General features: G+C 64.0%; 17 protein-coding genes. 7 read left to right on the forward strand and 10 right to left on the reverse strand.

Annotated elements, in window-relative coordinates; translation table 11 throughout:
- Positions 1-179: 179 nt before the first annotated feature.
- The 4 genes from ACK4OE_RS06955 to ACK4OE_RS06970 form a co-directional block, all read right to left on the reverse strand.
- Entirely contained in the window at positions 180-2,501 is a 2,322-nt protein-coding gene (locus ACK4OE_RS06955; protein WP_409883947.1) for an ATP-dependent DNA helicase, read from the reverse strand.
- Positions 2,498-3,397 carry a hypothetical protein gene (locus ACK4OE_RS06960; protein ID WP_409883948.1) on the reverse strand — a complete coding sequence of 300 codons (900 nt, stop codon included), beginning with the start codon at positions 3,395-3,397 and terminating at the stop codon, positions 2,498-2,500. Before ACK4OE_RS06960 ends, ACK4OE_RS06955 begins: the two co-directional genes overlap by 4 nt.
- A 233-nt stretch (positions 3,398-3,630) precedes the next feature.
- On the reverse strand, positions 3,631-4,014 hold the full coding sequence (locus ACK4OE_RS06965) for a hypothetical protein (RefSeq protein WP_409883949.1): 384 nt from the start codon (positions 4,012-4,014) through the stop codon (positions 3,631-3,633).
- Positions 4,015-4,262: 248 nt separating this feature from the next.
- Positions 4,263-5,198, reverse strand: a complete 936-nt coding sequence (locus tag ACK4OE_RS06970) for a GrpB family protein (RefSeq protein WP_409883950.1) — start codon at positions 5,196-5,198, stop codon at positions 4,263-4,265.
- Positions 5,199-6,129: 931 nt separating this feature from the next.
- Here ACK4OE_RS06970 and ACK4OE_RS06975 point away from each other — a divergent pair.
- Together ACK4OE_RS06975 and ACK4OE_RS06980 are read left to right on the forward strand one after the other, a co-directional pair.
- The gene (locus tag ACK4OE_RS06975; protein WP_409883951.1) at positions 6,130-6,414 is read left to right on the forward strand and encodes a DUF6881 domain-containing protein; all 285 of its coding nucleotides are present in this window, start codon (positions 6,130-6,132) and stop codon (positions 6,412-6,414) included.
- 57 nt (positions 6,415-6,471) lie between these two features.
- Positions 6,472-6,801, forward strand: a complete 330-nt coding sequence (locus ACK4OE_RS06980; RefSeq protein WP_409883953.1) for a hypothetical protein — start codon at positions 6,472-6,474, stop codon at positions 6,799-6,801.
- Here the strand turns inward: ACK4OE_RS06980 and ACK4OE_RS06985 are convergent.
- The 3 genes from ACK4OE_RS06985 to ACK4OE_RS06995 form a co-directional block, all read right to left on the reverse strand.
- Positions 6,769-7,398, reverse strand: coding sequence for a LysR substrate-binding domain-containing protein (locus ACK4OE_RS06985; protein ID WP_409883954.1), 630 nt, complete (start codon positions 7,396-7,398; stop codon positions 6,769-6,771). The two genes, ACK4OE_RS06980 and ACK4OE_RS06985, sit on opposite strands and share 33 nt — an antisense overlap.
- A gap of 242 nt (positions 7,399-7,640) precedes the next feature.
- Positions 7,641-8,051, reverse strand: coding sequence for a hypothetical protein (locus ACK4OE_RS06990; RefSeq protein ID WP_409883955.1), 411 nt, complete (start codon positions 8,049-8,051; stop codon positions 7,641-7,643).
- Between the two features lie 16 nt (positions 8,052-8,067).
- On the reverse strand, positions 8,068-8,670 hold the full coding sequence (locus ACK4OE_RS06995) for a molybdopterin-dependent oxidoreductase (protein WP_409883956.1): 603 nt from the start codon (positions 8,668-8,670) through the stop codon (positions 8,068-8,070).
- Between the two features lie 153 nt (positions 8,671-8,823).
- Here ACK4OE_RS06995 and ACK4OE_RS07000 point away from each other — a divergent pair, with 153 nt between their 5' ends.
- The 5 genes from ACK4OE_RS07000 to ACK4OE_RS07020 all read left to right on the forward strand — a co-directional run bounded on the left by ACK4OE_RS07000 (position 8,824) and on the right by ACK4OE_RS07020 (position 15,271).
- Complete coding sequence (locus tag ACK4OE_RS07000) at positions 8,824-10,023, forward strand: MFS transporter (RefSeq protein ID WP_409883957.1); 1,200 nt, start codon at positions 8,824-8,826, stop codon at positions 10,021-10,023.
- A gap of 259 nt (positions 10,024-10,282) precedes the next feature.
- Positions 10,283-12,289, forward strand: a complete 2,007-nt coding sequence (locus tag ACK4OE_RS07005) for a PAS domain-containing protein (protein ID WP_409883958.1) — start codon at positions 10,283-10,285, stop codon at positions 12,287-12,289.
- A gap of 332 nt (positions 12,290-12,621) precedes the next feature.
- On the forward strand, positions 12,622-13,668 hold the full coding sequence (locus ACK4OE_RS07010; protein ID WP_409883959.1) for a methionine ABC transporter ATP-binding protein: 1,047 nt from the start codon (positions 12,622-12,624) through the stop codon (positions 13,666-13,668).
- 15 nt (positions 13,669-13,683) lie between these two features.
- Positions 13,684-14,349, forward strand: coding sequence for a methionine ABC transporter permease (locus ACK4OE_RS07015; protein ID WP_409883960.1), 666 nt, complete (start codon positions 13,684-13,686; stop codon positions 14,347-14,349).
- A 265-nt stretch (positions 14,350-14,614) separates the two neighbouring features.
- Positions 14,615-15,271, forward strand: a complete 657-nt coding sequence (locus ACK4OE_RS07020) for an alpha/beta hydrolase (RefSeq protein ID WP_409883961.1) — start codon at positions 14,615-14,617, stop codon at positions 15,269-15,271.
- A gap of 303 nt (positions 15,272-15,574) precedes the next feature.
- On the opposite strand, the gene ACK4OE_RS07025 is transcribed toward ACK4OE_RS07020, so the two are convergent.
- From ACK4OE_RS07025 to ACK4OE_RS07035, 3 genes are all read right to left on the reverse strand, one after another.
- A complete protein-coding gene (locus ACK4OE_RS07025; protein WP_409883962.1) occupies positions 15,575-16,132 on the reverse strand; it encodes an Rrf2 family transcriptional regulator in 558 nt (185 codons plus the stop codon).
- Between the two features lie 66 nt (positions 16,133-16,198).
- Positions 16,199-16,693 carry a hypothetical protein gene (locus tag ACK4OE_RS07030; protein ID WP_409883963.1) on the reverse strand — a complete coding sequence of 165 codons (495 nt, stop codon included), beginning with the start codon at positions 16,691-16,693 and terminating at the stop codon, positions 16,199-16,201.
- The coding region (locus ACK4OE_RS07035) for a transporter associated domain-containing protein (RefSeq protein WP_409883964.1) at positions 16,690-17,150 on the reverse strand (461 nt) is incomplete at its 5' end. The genes ACK4OE_RS07030 and ACK4OE_RS07035, both read right to left, overlap by 4 nt.

Below are 17,150 nucleotides of genomic sequence, written 5' to 3' on the forward strand. Positions count from 1 at the left end.
AGGCGGCCGCGGTGCGGGCCTCCCTTCGCGCGCAGGCGGCGGCCGGTGCGCGTTGAGCTTGTCGACGGCGGGTCGCGGATCTTGCCGTGTGCCTTTGTGTAGGGCGGAGGCCGGGCGACTCCCGGCCTCCGCCCTCAACAAAGGCACGCATCCAGATCAGCGCCCCGGCTTCGCCAAGCTCAGCCCGACCCGGCTTTACGTTTCTCCCACCACCCCGGCAACAACCTGCGCACCTCATCCCGCCCAAACCGGTCATCCATCAAATGCACCACCCCCTCATCACTGGGCGTGCGTATTACCCGCCCCGCAGCCTGCACCACCTTCTGCAGTCCCGGGTAAAGGTACGTGTAGTCATACCCCGCACCAAACAGCGCCTGCATGCGCTCGCGGATCTGCTCGTTGACCGGGTTGATCTGCGGTAGCCCCAGCGTGGCCAAAAAGGCGCCGATCAGGCGATTGCCTGGCAGGTCAATGCCCTCGGCAAACGCGCCGCCCAGCACGGCAAACGCAATGCCTGCGCTGGAGTCGGTAAAGCGGGCCAAAAAATCGCGCTGCTCGTCCTCCAGCATGCGGCGCGACTGGCTCCAGTGCGGCACGTCGGGGTGCTGCTGCGCAAACAGCGCGGCCACCTGCTGCAGGTAGTCATAGCTGCTGAAAAACGCCAGGTAGTTGCCCGGCCGCGCGTGAAACTGCTGTGCCATCAGCGCCACGATGGGCGCCAATGACGCGTTGCGGTGCGGGTAGCGCGTGGAGATATGGCGCGCCACCTGCACCTGGAGCTGCGCGGCATCAAACGGCGACTCCACATCCACCCACAGATGGTCCGCAGGCAAACCCAGCAAATCTGCGTAGTAGCGCGCAGGCTGCAGCGTGGCAGAGAACAAGGTGCTGGTGTGCGCCGCTGCAAAACGCGGCTGCAGAAACGGCGCGGGCACCACGTTGCGGATGCAGACCAGCGAATCGCCGGGCGCGGCGGCTTTGCCGTTGTAGCCGGTGGTGAGCTTTGTGGGCTGCGTGATGTCCACCATCGAATGCGCGCCCAGCAACTCCGCCATGCGCACCATGTGCAGCGCGTCGAAGTAAAAGGCCTGCATCGCCGCATCGGGCTCGGTGGGGTGTTCGGCAAAGTGCTCGGTCAGCGCGCTGCCGCACTGCTGCAGCGCTGCCAGCAGCTTGTCGGGGAAGTCGCTCAGCACCGCATAGGCGCTGGTCTGCGCCTTGTCCAGCGCCACCCAGCTGCGGCGCACCTTGTCCAGCGCCTTTTTTACCGGCGCATGGCGCGCCGCCGTGGGGCTGCGGCGGGCCTCAGCCAGGGCGGCGGGGCGCAGCTCGGCGGTGTACATCTTGCGGGCGCGGTCCACCAGGTTGTGGGCTTCGTCCACCAGCAGGGCGGTGCGCCAGCCATTGGCTTGCGCCAGGCCGTGCAGCAGGCCGCCCAGGTCAAAGTAGTAGTTGTAGTCACCCACCACCACATCAGCCCAGCGAGCCAGCTCCTGGCTCAGGTAGTAGGGGCACACCTGGTGCTGCAGGGCCACGTCGCGCACGTGGGTCTGGTGCAGCGCGGTGCCACCGGCCTTGCCATGCTCGACTGCCGCAGCGCGCGCGGCGGGCAGGCGGTCGTAGAAGCCCCGGGCCAGCGGGCACGACTCGCCGTGGCAGGCGTTGCCCGGGTATTCACACGCCTTGTCGCGCGCCACCAGCTCCAGCACGCGCAGCGGCAACGCAGGTGCGCTGTCGGCAAGGCGCGTCAAGGCATCCAACGCCGTCTGCCGCCCCGAGGTTTTGGCGGCCAGAAAAAACACCTTGTCGATGCGCTGCGCGGGCGCGGCCTTGAGCAGCGGAAACAGCGTGCCCATGGTCTTGCCAATGCCCGTGGGCGCCTGGGCCAGCAGGCAGCGGCCTGCGCTGGCGGCCTTGTACACCGCCTCGGCCAGTGGGCGCTGCCCGGTGCGGAAACCGCCGAACGGGAAAGCCAGCGCACCCAGTGCCGCATCGCGCGCCGTGCGGTGTGCCACCTGCTGTTCGGCCCAGGCGATGAATCGCTGGCACTGCGCCTCAAAGTGCTGGCGCAGGTCGTCGGCGCTGCAGCGCTCGGTCAGCACCGTTTCTTGCTGCGTGCCAATGTCAAAGTACACCAGCGCCACGTCGATGTGCGCCAGCTGCTCTTGCTGGCACAGCAGCCAGCCATACACCTTGGCCTGCGCCCAGTGCAGATGGCGGTGCGATGCGGGCTGGCGGTCTAGCCGGCCTTTGAAGGTCTTGACCTCGTCGATGCGCTGCGCCTCGGGGTCGTACCCATCGGCCCGGCCGCGCACCTGCAGGCTTTGGTAGCTGCCGCTCAAAGCCACTTCGGCGCGGTAGCCCTTGCCCCGGCGCGAAGCGGCAATGGCGTGCCCTGCAATGCCTTCGAGCGCGGTGGGCGCGGGCGTAAAGCGCAGGTCCAGGTCGCCCTGTTTGGCGGTGAACTCGCACAGCTCGCGCACCGCCACCGTATACGTCATGGGGCCGGAGAGTCCTGGTTATTGGGCAGATCACCCGGCGGCTCGCTGCACGGCTCTCCCAGGTGTGCCTGCGCCAGGGTGTCGTCACCGCGCAGCGGCGTGGCCTTGCACAGGGCCAGCCACACGGCAAAGGGCAGGGTGCAGCGGTTGTGCCGGGCGGGGCGCAGCAACTCGAACCGCCCCTCATCCAAACCACCATGCAGCACCCAGATGCCAAAGTGCTCCGGTATCTCGTCCGGCTCGGCAATGCCTGCAGGGAAGACGTAATAACACTCCTCGCACAGCCACTGGTAGGCCTGTCGCTTGGCGTCGTGCCGCAGGTCCGACAGCAGGTCGGCGCGGCTGAACTTGACCTCGTGCACCATGGGCTGCAGGTAGGCGGGCACCGAGGTGTTGCGCACCGAAAACAGGTCGGGCCGCGCCATGCGCCACACGTTGGCCGCAGCGCGGGCGGTGGGAGTGTCTTCGTCGCTCCACAGCGGGGGCAGGGTGGGGGGGGGCAGTGGTGCCACGGCCTGCGTCGGGGTGGGTGCAGCGGCGCCTTCAATCACCGCGCGCAGCGACAGCTCTGTCCACACAATGCGCCCCGCCGCCAGCAACTGCGTTGCAAACTTCTGCGCCAGCCGGTCGTGCCCGCTCAGTGCCCGCACGCTGCGCTGGCGCGCCACGGCCAGTGTGCGAATGCCCTCGTCGGTGAGCTTGAGCGTCTCGCACCCATCGGCCGCCGTGTGCAGCGCAACCAGGCCAGCGGCCAGCAGGTCAATCTCCAGCCCATCCTTGCACGGCCAGCCTGCCGAGCGCCAGATCTGCATCAGGCGCGTGCGGTGAAACCGGGTGAGCGCAATAGGGAGCGCGGTGGATGGGGAGGGCAGGGTGGGGAGTGGCGCCGACGACATAAAGCAAAGCTGCGGGTGCGGCAAAGCACTGATTTTAATCACAGTGCTTTGCCACGGGGGCGCTATCTGCGCCGCGTGCCAAATGCTGTCGTGCAGCCAAAATATGAGTCAAATTGGCCTCTAGCGCTTATCCAATAAGCGCTAGCAGCTATCAAAACAGTAGTGTTGCCTGCTTGCCCTCAAAACAAAGCCCGCAGAACGCGGGCCTTGTTACTTGCGGTAGGCCGCGTGGATCAGACTTGCGCCTTCGGCTTTTCCACATACACCGGCTTGGTCGCCTCGCTCGCCGGGTCGGCGGGTGCCTCGGGCTCCACCACCTGGCCCGCCGCAGCCCCGCCCAGCGCCCCGGCAATGGCGCCTGCCGTGCCGCCCACAAACACCCCCACGGGCCCGCCCACCGCCGCGCCCACGGCCGCACCGGCTGCGGCGCCCGCCATCATGCCGCCGCCCATTAGGGCCGATTTGGACTCGCGGTCAGACTCTTCCGGCGTCAGTGTGAGCTGCGCGGCGGGGTCTGGGTCTTGCGACGGAACCCCGTGGCCCGGCACGGCCTGTTCAACCAGGTCGCCGTCCACGGTGGGTGTGTCTTCAACGGCTGCAATGAGGGTGGGGTTCATGGTGCGCTCCTTGTTGTGCGGTGAACATGTCATGAGAACAAGCAAGGTAGGTAAGTTGCTTTGTTCGCTGACCCCATTCTTTGAGCGCTGCAATGCGCGACGCCGCCGTCCAAGGCGTCAGTGGCCTGTCGGACAAACGCTTGTGGCGGCCAATGGCTTGACGGCGGTCAAGACAATGAACCGGGCCCGCGCGTTTGCAGCCGGTTGCTCGGTTGCAGCCCGCGGCCTGGAGGCCATTGCGGCGCGACTTATTCGGCGCCTGCGCTGCGCAGCACCGCCTCCAGCCGGTCCAGGTTCTGCTCATTGGCCGGGGTCACAAAGTCGCGCAGCTTGTCTGCCATCTCGGCACTCTCAAACGCCTGCTCCCACGTCAGATGGGTGTCGTGATTGCCGTGGGGCGCCAACCGCACCGTCAGCGTGAACAGCGGCGCCAGCACATGCTCGATGACGACCAGCGCATCCGGCTCTATCGCGCGAAAGATGTTCTCGTTGTGGTGGTTCTTGCCGTCTGGCCCGTGCATCACAAACACCCACCGCCCGCCGGGCACAAAGTCAAACTGCCCGAACGTGTTGGTAAAGCCTGCGGGCCCCCACCACTGCGCCAGCAGCTCGGGTTGCTGGAAGGCGGCAAACACCTGGGCGGGGCTCGCTTGCAACACGCGCTGGGTAGCGAGGGTGGCGGCTGTCGAATCGCTGGGCATGGGCAACTCCTTCTGTGCCAGAACGGCAGTGATGAAGCGGGATTTTTCTGCACGATAGCGCTCCTCGCCGCTGGTCGCAAACCGGGTTTTGAGCTGGTTGTATTGCTCCACCAGTGCGGGGTCAGCACGCAGCGCATCCCGAAAGTGCAGAAAGAACTCAAACTCCGACCCCTTCGCCACCACCTGCAACGCCACGTCCATGTCTGTGCGTGGCGACAGCAGCATGCACAGCGCTGGCGTGCGCAGCGTGTCGGCTTTGATCGCATAGCCTGCGGCCTCCAGCGCCTGAACCGTCTGGGCATGCGCTTGCGGAGCGACCAGCACGCAAATGTCCAAATCGCCTTTGGACACGGCGCCCGGAATGGCGGATGCGCCAATGTGTTCTATCTGTGCATCGGGTAGTAGCCGGGATACCTCATCCGCGACGGCGGCGAAAACCGTTGCGGCTTGCGGTTGGTAGTTTGAAGAATCGAATAGCTGCATCGACCAATTTTTCTTGTAATGCGACCCCGCCAGATTGTCGTGACGGTTTTCGCTCGTCACGTAGCGCGGATGAGTGGATGAGTGGATGAAATTGGGTGAAATTGGCTCCTGGCGCTTTATCTACAGGCGCTCATAGCTATCAATTTATAGTTGATGAGCCTGACGGTACCGCAGGAGCGTTACCGAGGGCGAACCCCAGCACTGCACACCATCGATTTACGGCTGCTCCACTCCATATCTCAGCGCGGGGGCAATGATTGCTTTTGTTGCATTCACTAGTTGTTTGTCAGTAAGTAACTAGGAAACGCAACATGGTGGGCCGCTTCCGATGACCTGCAAAAGCGCAGCGTATGTGTGGGAACGCAAGTACTTGGACGCAAGATTGGCCGCTTGGCCCTGAGCCGCCGTTCAGAAGCGCCGCCCTGAAGCTGCCTTTGACTTGCTGCATGCTGTTGTTGGAAATCCCGTTGTCTGCCTAAGGCAAGCTATAGTTTGTCGAATTGACACGTGCCGGGTTTCACGGAATTTTTATACCTGGACGTTTGAACAGGTCGTGCCTTGCAAACCTATGCTGCAAGCCAATTCCAGGAGAAATCAGTGTCCAGAATATCCCGCATGGTCCAGTTTATCCCGCAGATTTTGCGGGATACATCAAGGTCGATCGACGGATAGAACAGTGGCGCTAGCACAAATACTGGGTATTTATACAGTAGCGATTTTCTGGTAGCGTGCGTAGCTGCGACACAGCGCACGGACAAAAGCGAGCTTTTGACACGGACGAAGTGACACAGCTACGTGGGCTGATGACCAAAAATGAGGTGGTTTTGAATAGACAGAAGACGCGCCAAGAGGTGTTGCGATCCGCGACAGACCGCCTCAACCGTACGGACACCCGCTGCGCGTGCGCCGCACATTTCCAACGTTATCTGGCATGACTTACATCGACGTCCGTTGGCATCATTTCAGCGCAGAAGACCCGACGCGCCTCGTGTCCGAGCTTGACGCGAACCGTTGGGAGCTTCGCAAGTTGGAGTTCTTTCCTGATGGGCGCGTTGGATGCGCCGGTCCCGCTGACGAAACGCACGGAACGAAGTTGGGCGAGACGCCGGTTCCTTCATTGGAAGAAATCAACGCGCAAGCCGAGTTTGACGGTGTTGAGGTTGATGCAGCAGTTTTCGAATCACTCTGGAGCGAATATGCGAGCGTTGCCAGATAACCTGTCATTGGAGCGGACCGCCTTCGGCGTCCGCTCACTTTCACGTTATAGCGCTCAATGAAGCTCGTACCTCACGGCTCCTTCGATGATCGTCAGCAGGCGCTCACGGCGGCACTTATTGAAGCAATTGCCCGTGAATTGAAGAAGGTCGATGCACCTGAAGAACTTGTGGAGCAACTCACCGGTTCAATTGCTTTCGCGGTCACAGCTTTGATCGACGACTCCACACCCGAAGACTTCGCTGGCGGAACGCTTTCGCCCATGCTCACATTTCAGATTGGAGAGGACGCACTGGCTTACGCAGGTGGCAATACATGGATGCACGAGTATGTGTTCCGGTTGCTGCCCGCGGTCCTACAAAAACTTAATGGCGCGAGCGGTGCTTAGAACGCGCCATAACCTTTCAATGCAGCGGATCTGCGCCAGCTGCGCTGGCTGGTCCGCTGATTTCAAACGTTGAGCGTCCGCTTTTATCTGCCGCCACAGACTGCTCCTGGCCGACAACCGTCGCCCGCTCACGATTCCAACCTTATTTCCCCAACCCCCCGCATTCCCACCAACCCCGGCATAGCCCCCCCGCATCGCCTCCAAAAACAACCGCAACCGCGCCGGGTAAAACCGCGCATACGGGTACACCAGATACACCGGCAGCGGCGGGGCCTGCCAGGTGGGCACCAGGTTCAGCATGTCACCCGCCCGCAGTTCCTCGTCCACGATCCACGCTGATGAAATGCACGCACCCAGCCGGGCCCGGGCGGCGCTGCGCAGGGCGTACAGGCTGTCGGTAGAAAGACGGGGGCTGATGGCGAAGGTGCTGGCGCAGTGGGGTGGTTGGGGTTGGCCATTGCTGCGTCGCTCGCCGCGCTGGGGGTGCGGGAGTTGGGGCGCAGTGCTTGAGTTTTTTAGCAGCGAGAGTTTTGGGGAGTGCGTTGTTGGCAGGGCGCTGTCGGGCTCCCTCGCCCCTCGTGGCAGGGGGTTGAGCACAGGGGGCGGATCAGGCGGTGTGCTTTTTCGTACCCCTCTCCCCCGGCCCTCTCCCGCAAGGGGCGAGGGGGTGGAAGGCCGGGGCTGTGGGTGGTTGGGAGGCTGCGCCCAACAGATAGTGCCGTGAAAGCGAAAATTTGAATAAAAAGTGCCTCTAGCGCTTATTGGGCAAGCACTAGTAGCTATCTAAATGAGAGCGTTTTGTGAGCGGAGCCCGTTGGAATGCAGGCTCCAGCAACTGATCAGCCCCGCATCAACCCGTGCACCAGCACCATGCTCGCCACGCCCAGCGCACCCGACACGGCTACATAGCCGATCGAGGCAAACATCTTGACCAAGCCCGACACGCGCGGCAGGTTGGTGATGACGTACAGCCCAGGGATGAAGATGAACAGGGCCAGCAATATCGCCGTCTCGGCGGGGGCCATGTTGTGCCAGGCCATGACTCCAGTGGACAGCCACACCGGCGCCAGCAGCGAGAGCCATTGAAAAGCGGTGCCTTGCGTGACATGGCGCGACAGGCCCCAGCCGTCTTGGCGGGGGCTTACGCCGTGCAAAGGGGCGCTGGAGCCGCCGGTAAACATCACGCCACATCGCAAGCAGCGTTGCGCGTCAAATGCAACGCTGGCGCGGCAGTTAAAGCAGGTGGTCATTGCAGGGCTCAGCCTCTCAGGCCTTCTTCACCTCAATGTGATACAGCCCCCAGGGGCACAGCGCAAAGCGCTCCTTCAGCGGTTTGTCTTTAAAAGCAGGCAGCGCATCCGCGTCATACACCGCCCATTGCGGGCCCAGGCCGCCCAGGGCCATGGGCTGGCCGTCGATGTGGGTGGCAACCATCATGCGGTAGGCCTGCGCGTCGGCCAGGCTGATGGTGACGTTGTAGCCGTCCACCGCGCGCAGCACCAGTTGCACGGGGCTGGCTGCAGCGACACCGGCAGCAGCGAGCACGGTGGTGAGCAGGGGGCCTTGCAGGGTGTGCGGCTTGCCGTCGTATTCCAGCGTGGGCTTGATGGTGATGGCGGGCATGCGCTGCAGCGCGGCGGCGTCCAGTGCGTGGGCGTTGGCAAACTGGATGCCGTGCTTGCCCATCATCTGGTCGATGGCGGGGTCTAGCGCGCCCCGGTTGGGTTGGGTGATGGCGCCGCTGATGGTCAGCAGGGTGGGGCCCACAAATGCTTTGGCGGGTGCGGCGGAGTGGGCGCTGCCGGTGGCGGTCCGCAGGCTGGCCAGGCCAACGCTGGCGGCGACAAAGTGGCGTTTGTTGCGGTTCATGGGTACGGGTCCTCGTTCGATGCAGGCGCGCATGTTAGGCGCAAGCGGGCGGCTTGCAACGCAAAAAATCGCAGGGCTGCGCAGGGCGGCTGGTTGGGGGCATGCGCCCAGGTGTCAGCAGCATGGCGCCAGTGCCGCCACAATCGGGCGCCTATGACCTCTTCTCCCTCGATGATGCTGCGCCTGATCGGCCTGGCGGCCTTTTGCAGCATGGCGTCCATGCGTGTGTGCGACCCGATGCTGGTGGAGCTGTCGCAAGAGTTCAGCGTAACCACGGGCGATGCCGCTGCGGTGATTGCGGCGTTTGCCGTGGCCTATGGCGTGCTGCAGCTGGTGTATGGCCCGCTGGGTGACCGGCTGGGCAAGGTGCACGTGATCATCGGGGCCACGTCGGCCTGCGCGGTGTTCAGCGCCATCACGGCGCTGGCGCCCACGTTCACGGTGCTGGTGGTGTCGCGTGCGGCCATGGGGGCGGCGGCGGCCGGGATCATTCCGCTGTCGATGGCGTGGATTGGCGACCAGGTGCCCTACGAGCAGCGGCAAGAAACGCTGGCCCGCCTGATGGTGGCCACGGTGACCGGGATGATGGCCGGGCAGTGGTTTGGCGGGTTTGCGACCGAGACCATGGGCTGGCGCGCTGCGTTTGCGGTGCTGTCGGTGTTGTTCTTTGTGGCGGCGGTGCTGCTGTTCAGGCACGCGCGGGCGGGGCTGGCTGCTGCGCCTGCAGCAGCGGCAGACGCCCCGGCGTTTTCCTGGTCGGGTTATCTGGCGGGCACGGTCAACCTGCTGCGCATGCCCCGGGTGCGCTGGGTGCTGGCCGTGGTGGCCATTGAAGGCGCACTGGCCTTTGGCACGCTGGCGTTTGTGCCCGCGCGCATGGTCGACGGGTTTGGCCTGTCGGCATCTGCCGCCGGGGGGGTGATGGTGCTTTATGGCGTGGGCGGGTTGCTGTACAGCGTGTTCGCGCGGCGCTGGCTGGCGGTGATGGGTGAGAAGGGCCTGGCGCTGACAGGCGCCACACTGATTGCGGCGGGCCTGTTGCTGCTGGCCTGGGCCCCGGCGGTGGCGTGGGCAGTGCTGGGCTGTTTTTTTGCGGGTGTGGGCTTTTATATGTTGCACAACACCTTGCAGGTGCAGGCTACGCAGATGGCGCCGCACGCCCGCGGCACGGCCGTCACGTTGTTTGCCTGCCTGCTGTTTCTGGGCCAATCGACCGGGGTGCTGGTGGTGGCTTTCAGTGTGGACCGGGGCTGGCTGCCACCCGTGTTTACCGCTGCGGCGCTGGGGGTGCTGGCGCTGGGGTTTGTGGTGTCGCGCCAGGTGCAGGCGCGGGGTGCGGTGGCAGGGGCGTAGGCCCAAGCCCCCCGAGTTGGACCACCGCGCGGCGGGTTGCGCGCTGCGTTGTCTTACCTTTCGGACCATTCTTCACCTGTAGACTCAGCCCTCTGCGACTGCGCTGCAGCCGTCTTGCTGGCCGCAGCGCGCGTGGCACCGGCCGGGCCAGTGGGGGCCTGGCCGGTGTTTTTGAACCGGTTCCTGCTCTTTCGGGCCACCCTTTCATATGAATCAATCTGTGCCCGCACCGCTGACTTTTCCTCGCGCCGAGGGCGCCATGAGCGCAAAGGTTCGCGACCATGACTGGGCCAGTACACCGCTGGGGCCCTTGTCGCAATGGCCTGCCGTGCTGCGGTTTGCCGTGGACACCATGCTGTCGTCCCGCTTTCCGATGTGCATGACCTGGGGGCCCGAGGCCATCATGCTTTACAACGACGCGTACCTGCCGCTGATGGGCAGCAAGCCCGAGGCGCTGGGCCGGCCGCTGTCTGAAGTGTGGAGTGAAGCCTGGCATGCCCTCGAGCCCATGGTGGACAAGGCCTACGCTGGCGAGGCCACTTTCATCGAAGACTTTGAACTGCAGACCACTCGCGACGGCAAGCCGGAGCTGGCGTATTTCACGTTCTGCTACAGCCCGCTGCGCGATGAGACCGGTGCGGTCGTCGGCATGATCGACACGGTGGTGGAGACCACCAGCAAGTTCTTGGCACTGCGCCAGACGCAGGAACTGGCGGCGTCGCTGGAGCAGCAGGTGGCCGAGCGCACGGCCGACCGCAACCGGTTGTGGCAGCTGTCTGAAGACGTGCTGCTGGTGGCCCGCTTCGACGGCGCCATCACGGCAGTCAACCCTGCGTGGACGGCCACGCTGGGCTGGTCTCAAGGCGAAACCGTAGGCCACCCGTTGGCCGCATTTGCGCACGCTGACGATATGCAGCAGGTGCAGGTGGCGATGGCGCAGCTGGCCACCGAGCCCACGCGCCGTCAGATCACTGCGCGCTATCGCCACCGCGACGGCGGTGAGCGCTGGATATCCTGGACGGCTGTGCCTAGTGACGGTTTCATCCAGGCCGTGGGCCGCGACACGACCGAACAACACCTGCGCGAAGAAGCCCTGCGCAACGCCGAAGAGCGCCTGCGCCAGAGCCAGAAGATGGAGGCTGTGGGCCAGTTGACCGGGGGCATAGCGCACGACTTCAACAACATGCTGCAGGGCATCGTGCTGCCGCTGCAGATCATTCGCCAGCGCATGGCGCAGGGCCGCCATGACGAGGTGGGGCGCTACATCGAATCGGGCCTGGCTGCGGCCAAGCGCGCGGCAGGGCTGACGCAGCGACTGCTGGCTTTTTCACGGCGCCAGCCGCTGGACTCGCGCCCGGTGGACCTGCAGGAGTCGCTGACGGGGCTGGAGTCCATGCTCAAGACCACCTGCGGGGAAAACATTGCCCTGCAGCTGGCGTTGCCGCAAGACCTGTGGCCTGCACTGACCGATGCCAGCCAGTTTGAGAGTGCGGTGGTCAACCTGGCCATCAACGCCCGCGACGCCATGCCCGGCGGCGGGTCGTTGCGCATCACCGCCGACAACGTGCATGCCGACGCTGCCATGTCGGCGTCCATCCCTGGGCTGGAGCCGGGTGACTATGTGTGCGTGACGGTGCGAGACACCGGCACCGGCATGAGCGGCGATGTCATCGCCCGCGCGTTTGACCCATTCTTTACCACCAAGCCGCTGGGGCAGGGCACGGGCCTGGGGCTGTCGATGATCTACGGCTTCATGCGCCAGTCGGGCGGCATTGCGGTACTGGACAGCACCGAGGGGCAGGGCACTGCAGTGTCGCTGTACTTCATGCGGTCGCAGCACGCCCAGGCCGAGGCCGAGCCGACCAGGCCGCTCACACCCCTGTCGGGCGCACGCCGCCCTGATTCCATCCTGGTGGTGGAAGACGACGAGACCGTGCGCGCGCTGGCGGTGGAGCTGCTGCGGGATATGGGCTTTCAGGTCATGGAAGCCGCCACCGGCAGCGCTGCCATGGCCTTGCTGTCGGGCGCGGTGCACTTTGATTTGCTGGTGTCTGACGTGGGGCTGCCGGGCCCCAACGGCCGCCAGGTGGCCGACTATGCCCGCGAGAAGTTTCCGCGCATCAAGGTCATCCTGATGACCGGCTACGCCGAGCAGGCCGCGATGACGCCCCAGTTTTTGGGCGCCGACATGGAGCTGCTGGTCAAACCCTTTGACGCGCAGGCGCTGGTGGCCAAGGTGCACGCGGCGATGGGGCAGGGGAGCTGACAGAGGCGAGGGCTCTGCTTGGCCTTTTGTTCTTTGAGTGGCAGAGTCCCCCTGGCGGTCTAACACAGTGACAGTGTGTGATGGCTTGCGGTAAGAATATGAGTCAAATTGGTCTCTAGCGCTTATTGTTAAAGCGCTGGCAGCTATCAATTTGATAGTATTGAGGTGTATCTACCACGTTCGTTATAACTGCGGCATCTAACCACTCGATTTTTTGATCGTTTGTGTTCTTACGATTCGCCGATACAGTCCCGCATCCGTTTCTATCCACTCACTGCGCGCTGCAGACAGGCATTCGTCACCACGGCCTGCGCGGCGCCTTTTGCATTTTCATGATCGACTTACGGGGTATCACCCAAACCTACCAGGGCTCACAAGGCCCGGTCGAAGCCCTGCGCGGCATCGACCTGCACATCAACGCTGGCGAAGTGTTCGGCATCATCGGCAAGAGCGGCGCGGGCAAAAGCTCGCTGGTGCGCGTCATCAACCTGCTCAACCGGCCCACCACGGGCCAGGTCATCGTGGGCGGGCGCGACCTGACGCAGCTCAATGACGCCCAACTGCGCGAGGCCCGCCGCGAGATCGGCATGGTCTTCCAGCATTTCAATCTGCTGTCGTCGCGCACCGTGTTCGACAACGCCGCGCTGCCGCTGGAGCTGGCGGGCATGAGCAAATCGGACATCCGCGAACGCGTGAACCCGCTGCTGGAGCTGGTCGGCCTGTCGGCCTTGGCAGACCGCTACCCCGCGCAGATCAGCGGCGGGCAAAAGCAGCGTGTGGGCATTGCGCGCGCACTGGCCAGCCGCCCCAAGGTGCTGCTGAGCGACGAAGCCACGTCGGCGCTGGACCCGGAAACCACCCGTTCCATCCTCGACCTGCTGCGCCAGGTCAACCGCGAGCTGGGTCTGACGGTGGTGCTCATCACGCACCAGATGCAGGTCATCAAACAGGTGGCCGACCGCGTGGCCGTGATCGAGGCCGGGCGCATTGTGGAGCAGGGCCGCGTGCTGGAGGTGTTCACACGCCCGCAGCAGGTCATCACCAAAAGCCTGATTGACGAGATCCTGCCGCAAGAGCTACCCGCCAGCGTGCTGGGCCATGTACGCAAGCTCGCAGGCCAACTCAGCGCGGGCCACACGGGTCAGTTGCTGCGACTGTCGTACGCCGGTGACAGCGCTTACCAACCCATCCTGTCTCAGTTGATCCGCCAGTTTGGCGTGGACATGAGCATCCTGCACGGCCAGGTGGACGAGATCCAGGACGAAACCTTTGGCTCGCTGGCCGTATATGCCAGTGGCGAGGCCGACAGCGTGCGCGCCGCCGTGGCGCACCTGCGGGCGGGCGGTGTTGAAGTGCAAGAAGTGGCCGTGGCAGGCTGAGAGGGACAAGAAATCATGTTGGATAACTTCACTCCGGCCATGCTGGATCTGTTTGCCTCGTCGTTGTGGGAAACGCTGGTCATGGTCGGTATCTCCGGCCTGGTGGGCGGCCTGCTGGGTGTGCCGCTGGGCGTGTTCCTGCGCCTGACCGACCATGGCGGTGTGCTGGAAAACGGCCCCGTCAACAAGCTGGTGGGCTGGCTGGTGAACGCCGTGCGCTCCACGCCTTTCATCATTTTGCTGGTGGCCATCATCCCGTTTACGCGCTTCATCACCGGCTCGTCCATCGGCACCGCCGCAGCCGTGGTGCCGCTGACGATTGCCGCCGCGCCATTTGTGGCCCGTTTGGTCGAAGCCGCCCTGCGCGAGGTCGACCACGGCCTCATCGAAGCCGCCCAGGCCATGGGCGCTACCACCAGCCAGATCGTGTGGAAGGTGCTGCTGCCCGAGGCACTGCCCGGCATCGTGGCGGGCCTCACCATCACCTTCGTCAGCCTCACCGGCTACTCGGCCATGGCCGGGGCCATTGGCGGTGGCGGCCTGGGCGACCTGGGCATCCGCTATGGCTACCAGCGCTTTCTGCCGGAGATCATGCTGGCCGTGGTGCTGGTGTTGATCTTCTTTGTGCAGGCGGTGCAGAGTTTGGGTGACTGGGCGGTGCGCAGGTTGAGCCACCGGTAGTTTGGGGGCGTGGACGGTGGCTAGATAAGCCGGCAAAGCAAGCTTCTGAAAGGAATCTGTGCGCAAGGTCTTTGTCACCTGCCTCTTTGCAGTGGTCGCTTTCGCGCTTGCCGTTGTCGGCGTGGGCGAGTTACTCAGCCGTCCTGCCACGCGTGAAATTGGTCCAGCCCCCGCCGATTTTTCTGCCGTTGTGGTTCATATCCCTGTGGTTGGTACGGGGGGCTTGGCAGGCTGGTGGGCCAGGGGCGAACCAGGCAAAGGGGTTGTGCTGCTGCTCCATGGAGTGCGTGCGAACCGGACCCAGATGTTGCAGCGGGCGCGGTTTCTGAAACGCAACGGTTACGGCACCTTGCTGATCGACCTGCCTGCGCATGGTGAAAGCCCGGGTGAACGGATTACCTTTGGTGCACGAGAAGCCGCAGGCGTAGTGGCAGCGCTGGGGTTCTTGCGGCAAGAGGCTTTGAACGAGCGTATTGGTGTGATTGGCGTTTCGCTCGGCGCGGCTTCTGTGGTGTTGGCGGCACCGTTGCCGCCGCCGGATGCTGTGGTTCTCGAATCGATGTACCCGACCATTGATGAAGCCGTCAGCAACCGGCTGACTGCTCGGCTGGGCGCATGGGGGCGGTACTTGGCGCAGCCACTGTTGTGGCAGTTGCCGATGAGGGCGGGTATCAGTACAGGCGATCTGCGGCCCATCGACGGGTTGCCCCGCCTGAGGGCGCCCGTTTTGATTGCGTCGGGTGCGGACGACCAGCACACACCGTGGGTTGAAACGGTGCGTCTGTTTGACGCTGCCAACGAACCGAAGCAACTCTGGCGAGTCGACGGCGCCGCCCATGTAGATCTGCATGCCTTTGCGCCGCAGGACTATGAGCGACATGTGTTGCACTTTCTGGCCAGGCATTTGAGAGGCCAGCGCTAGGCGGTTAACCACCCCAGCGCACATGGCGGGTTGCCAGGCCTCAGAGACTGAGCGTTTTTTAGCCGAGCTCGAAAGGCGCTAGTGTGGTGTTGCACGCTTGACGGCACATTTAAAACCGATGGATTTTTGGTCTGGGCAAGGCGCAAACCACAGCATACCCGTAGGTATCGCGAGGATTTGCAACGCAGCCCCGGGCGAAAAGACGCGGTTTTAAGTGCCGGACAGCGTGCAACGCCACACTAGCTGCCGCGCATGTCTGCAACAGGGTTGCCTGCGTGCGTCATCTTCCGCAGGGTCCGATGGCTACCTCACCCGCACTGTGGACCCCAGCGCGAACACCGAGTTCGGAACGTCATCGCGCGGGAGTTGTCGTTTGGGTCGATTCGGGGGTGTGGATTTCGATTGAGTTTGGGGTGTTGCAGCCGATGCGGCCTTGCCATCCGCAACGTATCCGGCCGCGACCTGCCCGGCCACCACATCGGCGAGAGTGACGGAACTGAGGTGGTCTACCACCGCCTGGTTGAAGGCCTGCCAGAGCGCATGCGTCATGGCGCCTTGGTGGGCGGTCATTTCGTCGTGATCGGGAGCAAACTGCCCATTTTTGCCCTGCTCCGAGGCCAGGGCGATGTCGGCGACGGTGATGTCTCGCGCGCTGCGGGCCAGTGAATATCCACCCCCCGGCCCGCGTGTGCTGTCCACCAAGCCTGCGCGGCGCAGTGCGCTGAACAGCATCTCCAGGTACGACAGCGAAATGCCATGGCGCTCGCCGATGGTGGACAAGGCAATAGGGCCCTGGCTGCCGCGCAGGGCTATGTCTGCAATGGCAATCAGCGCATACCGGCTGCGTGTGGTCAGGCGCATATGGGGCTCTCCTTCGGCTGCTGAGGCAACGCGCCCGTCGGGCTGTAGTCGGGTTCGGTGTGTGCGTTATTCATCTGCACACCCCTTCTCCACAACGCGCAGGATTCTCGACATGCCGATGGCATGCACCCACGCTTGGGCCTCCATCACCGTGATCTCGCCCTGCGCTGCGGGGTTGATGGGTTTGACTTCCACGTCAAATGTGTCGTCTGCTTTGTCGGTGGCGACCTTCACGGTGGCCCCCAATAGTGGAATGTCCATCGCAGTGCGGGGGCCGGCTTTGCCGTCAAAGTCGATGCGAAGGACACATCCGGGCAACAGGTCGTAGCTCCATGTCCGGTCGGGATGGGCATCGCTCCCAAGCGCGTTCATTTGTGCAAGGCGCTGGTGTTGTGTCATGTCGAGCGGGTCGATGGCGGGGGCGTCTTGTGTGGGGTAGCCGTCCGTGCAGGCGGCGCCCACCACGACCGCCAGCATCGCAAATCCAAGCCGCCATTGCTGCAGCGGGCCGTTGCGGCAGACGGAAGGCAAATGAAAAAAGGGAGGCGGGTGGAGCTTCACGACGAAGCCTCTGTGAGAACCTGCAGCTTCTCGGGCTCGGGCACGCGCGTGGCCAGGATCTTGTCGATGGTCTTGCCATCCATGTCCACCACCTCAAGTCGCCAGCCTTCCCATTCGACGGTGTCGGTCACCTTGGGCAATGTGCCGGTGAGCAGCATCACCATTCCACTCAGGGTGTGGTACCGGCCCCGGTCTTCTTCGGGCACGGCATCCAGGTTCAGGCGGTCCTTCAGCTCCGGCACGGGGATATGGCCGTCCAGCAGCCAGCTGCCGTCTTCGCGCTGCAATGCCCACGAGGTTTCGGGGTCGCGCGGCTGAAACTCGCCGGTGATGGCTTCGATCAGGTCCTGCAGCGTGACGATGCCTTGCACCTCGCCGTACTCGTCGATCACAAACGCCATGTGCACGTCCGACAGGCGAAAGTTGTCCAGCAGTTCCATGCCGGTGATGGTCTCAG

Origin of the sequence: Acidovorax sp. (assembly GCF_046314175.1) — a bacterium.
Taxonomy (GTDB): Bacteria; Pseudomonadota; Gammaproteobacteria; order Burkholderiales; family Burkholderiaceae_C; genus Acidovorax.

Coding starts and splice junctions, on each gene's coding strand:
- ACK4OE_RS07005 (WP_409883958.1), top strand. CDS start 10,283: ATGAGCGCAAAGGTTCGCGACCATGACTGGGCCAGTACACCGCTGGGG.
- ACK4OE_RS07000 (WP_409883957.1), top strand. CDS start 8,824: ATGACCTCTTCTCCCTCGATGATGCTGCGCCTGATCGGCCTGGCGGCC.
- ACK4OE_RS06990 (WP_409883955.1), bottom strand. CDS start 8,051: ATGACCACCTGCTTTAACTGCCGCGCCAGCGTTGCATTTGACGCGCAA.
- ACK4OE_RS06975 (WP_409883951.1), top strand. CDS start 6,130: ATGACTTACATCGACGTCCGTTGGCATCATTTCAGCGCAGAAGACCCG.
- ACK4OE_RS06995 (WP_409883956.1), bottom strand. CDS start 8,670: ATGAACCGCAACAAACGCCACTTTGTCGCCGCCAGCGTTGGCCTGGCC.
- ACK4OE_RS06980 (WP_409883953.1), top strand. CDS start 6,472: ATGAAGCTCGTACCTCACGGCTCCTTCGATGATCGTCAGCAGGCGCTC.
- ACK4OE_RS06965 (WP_409883949.1), bottom strand. CDS start 4,014: ATGAACCCCACCCTCATTGCAGCCGTTGAAGACACACCCACCGTGGAC.
- ACK4OE_RS07015 (WP_409883960.1), top strand. CDS start 13,684: ATGTTGGATAACTTCACTCCGGCCATGCTGGATCTGTTTGCCTCGTCG.
- ACK4OE_RS06970 (WP_409883950.1), bottom strand. CDS start 5,198: ATGCAGCTATTCGATTCTTCAAACTACCAACCGCAAGCCGCAACGGTT.
- ACK4OE_RS06955 (WP_409883947.1), bottom strand. CDS start 2,501: ATGACGTATACGGTGGCGGTGCGCGAGCTGTGCGAGTTCACCGCCAAA.
- ACK4OE_RS07010 (WP_409883959.1), top strand. CDS start 12,622: ATGATCGACTTACGGGGTATCACCCAAACCTACCAGGGCTCACAAGGC.
- ACK4OE_RS07025 (WP_409883962.1), bottom strand. CDS start 16,132: ATGCGCCTGACCACACGCAGCCGGTATGCGCTGATTGCCATTGCAGAC.
- ACK4OE_RS06960 (WP_409883948.1), bottom strand. CDS start 3,397: ATGTCGTCGGCGCCACTCCCCACCCTGCCCTCCCCATCCACCGCGCTC.